Here is a 735-nt window from a genome sequence, read left to right as displayed (position 1 = left end):
CAGGAAGCCCACGCCCAGCTCGTAGCCCTTGACGGCGCCCCAGATGCGCAGCGCGAAGCCGGGGACGTTGTAGATGAGCAGGAAGGCGATGGGGCCGAAGGGGTTGCCGGCCTGGCACAGGCTGATGCCCACCGCGGCGGCGACCACGCGCAGCGTCGACAGGAAGATGGAGTCGCCGATGCCGGACAGCGGGCCCATGAGGGCGGCCTTGACGTCGTTGACGCTCTCGGGCTCGATCTCGCCGCGGGCGACCTTCTCCTCCATGGCCATCGCGATGCCGCCGACGAACGGGGCGAACTGGACGGTGATGTTGAAGAACGCGCAGTGGCGGTGCAGGGCCGCGGCGTAGTCGTCGGGGCGGCCGGCGTAGATCTTCTTGAGCATGTTGGCGACCATCAGGCAGAAGGCGATGTTCATCTGCTTGTAGTAGGTCCAGGAGAACTCCATGCCCAGGGCGCCGACGTTGACGGCGCTCTTGACGAGGTCGGAGCGCGTGATCTTGTTCTCGGGACTAGAAGTCATCGTCCTCATCCCCTTCCGCGGAGAGCTGGGGCTGGGCTCCGCCCAGGCCGAGCAGGTCGAACTTGTCGATGCCGATGATGATGGCGATCAGGGCGACGCCCAGGACGGGCACGTTGGCGTAGGAGCACAGCAGGAAGCCCAGGAAGTAGAAGGGCACGAGCTGCTTGGTGAGCACCAGGCGGCCGAGCATGGCGAAGCCCATGGCAGGCAGGA

The 735-nt window shown here is 66.3% G+C and carries 2 protein-coding genes; both read right to left on the bottom strand.

Translation table 11 applies throughout. From position 1 onward, the window contains the following. The coding region (locus AAAX35_RS09615) for a PTS system mannose/fructose/sorbose family transporter subunit IID (RefSeq protein ID WP_349117462.1) at positions 1-531 on the bottom strand (531 nt) is incomplete at its 3' end. Further along, positions 512-735, bottom strand: a 224-nt coding sequence (locus AAAX35_RS09610; protein ID WP_270251903.1) for a PTS sugar transporter subunit IIC, incomplete at its 5' end; no start/stop codon positions are given. The genes AAAX35_RS09615 and AAAX35_RS09610, both read right to left, overlap by 20 nt.

The sequence above is a fragment of the Collinsella sp. CLA-ER-H11 genome (assembly GCF_040092445.1).
Classification (GTDB): Bacteria; Actinomycetota; Coriobacteriia; order Coriobacteriales; family Coriobacteriaceae; genus Collinsella.
Note: the sequence above shows the minus strand (reverse complement) of the source record. Positions and strands in the feature narration are given on the sequence as shown.